Raw genomic sequence first — 2,618 nt, 5'->3', positions numbered from 1 at the left:
AGGCGCACTGTTTGTGCGCCGCAGCGAAGTATTTTTGTAAAATTATCCGTTAAATTTTAGAAAATTTCCAAAGATCAGCTTACCAATCTCGTTGCATCTTGGATATTGATGTTTAGTCCAAGCTGTTCGTTGCTTAGCCCAAGAGCAAGGCCTACAAGCTGAGATAGGTGGATGATCGGCTTTCTTGCCTTGGAGTTCATCGCTTCTTGGTATCGCTCCTGATAGATATCTAGCTGCATCTGACATAGCGGACAAGGAGTAACTACAACGTCCGCTCCATGCTCGGCAGCGTCATTTACGATCTCGCTTGACATCTTTTGAACCGATTTTACCGCTGGATAGCTAGCGTGAAAGCCGCAGCAATCAAGGCGTTTTTCAAAAGGCACGATCTGAGCGCCAAGTGCGCTAACTACCGCTTCAAAGCTCTTCGGATTGGTAGAGCTTTCCTTTTTAAGCTCGCGCTCCGGTCTTAATGAATGGCAGCCGTAAAATAGAGCTACTTTTAAGTTTGTTAGCGGTCTCGTGACCTTGGCTTTTAGAGTGTCTAAGCTTTGATATAGCACCCAAAGCAGGCTCGTTATCTCGGTGCTTCCCTGATACTGCATGCCGCCCTCTTTTAAAAAGGTATTGATATAGCTTTTGGCCCCCTTATCCAAAGCAAGCTTTGCCTTACTTAGAGTTAGCATACAGGTGGAGCAGGTAGTTAGCAGAGGCATATTCATACCCTCGGCTAGCGCGATGTTTCTGGCATTAGCTACTAAGCTCGCCATAGGATCTACGCATTGAGCTTGACTAGCCCCACAGCAGCTCCAGCCTTTTATCTCGTGAAGTTTAATACCCAGCACCGGAGCGATCGCTTCAAGTGAAATTTTAGATTCCTTTGCGGCTTGACTTAAAACGCAACCCGGGAAAAATGCAAATTCGTTATTCATCCTCTCCTCCTTATTCTATCTCGCCGCTAGCTTGAGCCTTACGCGCGGCCTCTATCATCTTAACGAGCCCTGCATGTCCTTCAATCTCCTCACCGCCTAAAGCATGAAGAGGATTCATCTTGCCTGCCATCATCAAATTTGCCGCTACGTCCATCTTGCCCATATTTGCAAATACGCCTTCGCTTCTTAAAGCAAGCTTGATCTCGTTTAGCCTTCCACTTCCCTCTACGATATCTAGTAGGAACGCCTCGGCATGTCCAGGACCGCTTCCTGCGGTTAAGCCTTTTTTCATCGCTAGGGCGCGAAGTGCGGTGATATCGCTTTGGGCGCTTATGCCTTTAGGACAGCGATCGGCGCACTCTTGGCAGTGCACGCATAGCCATAATCCGTTTAGCACTGCAGGCTTTAGATGAGGCATAGCGTCCTTGCTTCTTGAATCAAACGCGGCGCGGTTAGCGTGCGTGAAAACAAAGGGCTGCATATAATCGCTCGCATCGGCTCCAAGTTTATTGCATTCGCTAGCGCAACATCCGCAAAGGATGCAATCCCACTGCTTTTTAATTCGCTCCATCTGCTCAGGGCTTTGCTTACAGCCCTTCTCTGCGCTAAATTCTTTCTTAGGAGTAATAGTAGGTTTAATCTTTCTTAAATTTTCGATACTAGGTTCCCAATCCACCACTAGATCCGAAATCACTCGGAAATTATTTAAAGGGGAGATCGTAAAACTATCGGGATTCTCATACTCCGCAAGCAGAGCCTCCATCTTGGTATCGCAGGCAAGATATGAGTGTCCGTTTACCCTTACGGCACAGGCTCCGCATATCGCCATACGACACGCTGCGGTAAAATTTAAAGTGATGTCTAAATTTTGCTTTATAAATTGCAAAACTCCAAGCAGGGTTTTTCCTTTGATCTGCTCCAAACTTAATTCGTAGGCTTGCTCGTAATTTTTGCTTCCGTCGAAGCGGTCTATGATAAATTTCATTGAGGTTTCCTTCCGTCAAGAGAGAATTCCGTAACGACGACCTCTTTGTAGCCCAAGCTTAGCTCGCCTGCGTCGTTCATCGTCACGATACTGTGCTTTAAGAAATTTTTATCGTCGCGCTTCGGATAATCCTCTCTGGTATGCGCGCCGCGGCTTTCCAGCCTCTTTTGCGCAGCCAAACACGCACAGCGCGCAAGCAAAATCAAATTTCCAAGCTCGACGTAGTCGGTAAATGCGGTATTCATAACAGGATTTACATCCGCGACGCGTAGCTCGTCGTAGCGCGCTCTGATACCCTCTAAATTTTGCGAAAGCAGATCGAGCTTTTCGCCGGTTCTAAAGATGCCCATATTATCCCAAAGCTGCGCGCCTAGCTCTTCGCGCAACTCATACATCTCGTTTGCCTTGCCCGAGCCGTTTGCGATCTGCTTAAATTTAGCCTGCCATTTTTGCGCAAGCTCGCTCGCTCTTTTGCCCGAGCCGAAGCCTTCCTGCTTCGCTGCATAATCCGCTGCGCCAAGTCCTGCGAGTTTGCCCGTTACGACGGCGTCTGTTAAAGAATTTCCGCCCAAGCGATTTGCGCCGTGGATCGAGATACAAGACGCTTCGCCCGCGGTGTAAAGCCCCGAAATTTTAGTGCTCATATCGTCAAATTTAACCACATCTATGCCGCCCATCGAGTAGTGTGCGGTCGGACGAAT

General features: G+C 48.0%; 3 protein-coding genes. All 3 read right to left on the bottom strand.

What is annotated here, in order from left to right:
• Positions 1-74: 74 nt before the first annotated feature.
• On the bottom strand, positions 75-932 hold the full coding sequence (gene sdhE / locus Q0257_RS09170; protein ID WP_298024293.1) for an 8-methylmenaquinol:fumarate reductase membrane anchor subunit: 858 nt from the start codon (positions 930-932) through the stop codon (positions 75-77).
• A 10-nt stretch (positions 933-942) separates the two neighbouring features.
• Positions 943-1,917 (bottom strand): 8-methylmenaquinol:fumarate reductase iron-sulfur subunit, encoded by a 975-nt coding sequence (sdhB, locus tag Q0257_RS09165; protein WP_298024291.1) that lies wholly within the window; start codon positions 1,915-1,917, stop codon positions 943-945.
• A partial coding sequence (locus tag Q0257_RS09160; RefSeq protein WP_298024289.1) for an FAD-binding protein occupies positions 1,914-2,618 on the bottom strand: 705 nt, incomplete at its 5' end. The genes Q0257_RS09160 and sdhB, both read right to left, overlap by 4 nt.

It is taken from the genome of uncultured Campylobacter sp. (genome assembly GCF_938018035.1).
Lineage (GTDB): Bacteria > Campylobacterota > Campylobacteria > Campylobacterales > Campylobacteraceae > Campylobacter_B.
This window is presented reverse-complemented; position numbering and strand designations above follow the sequence as displayed.

Bases quoted from the DNA above. Each gene is read 5' to 3' on its own strand.
- sdhE (WP_298024293.1), bottom strand. From the start codon at position 932: ATGAATAACGAATTTGCATTTTTCCCGGGTTGCGTTTTAAGTCAAGCC.
- sdhB (WP_298024291.1), bottom strand. From the start codon at position 1,917: ATGAAATTTATCATAGACCGCTTCGACGGAAGCAAAAATTACGAGCAA.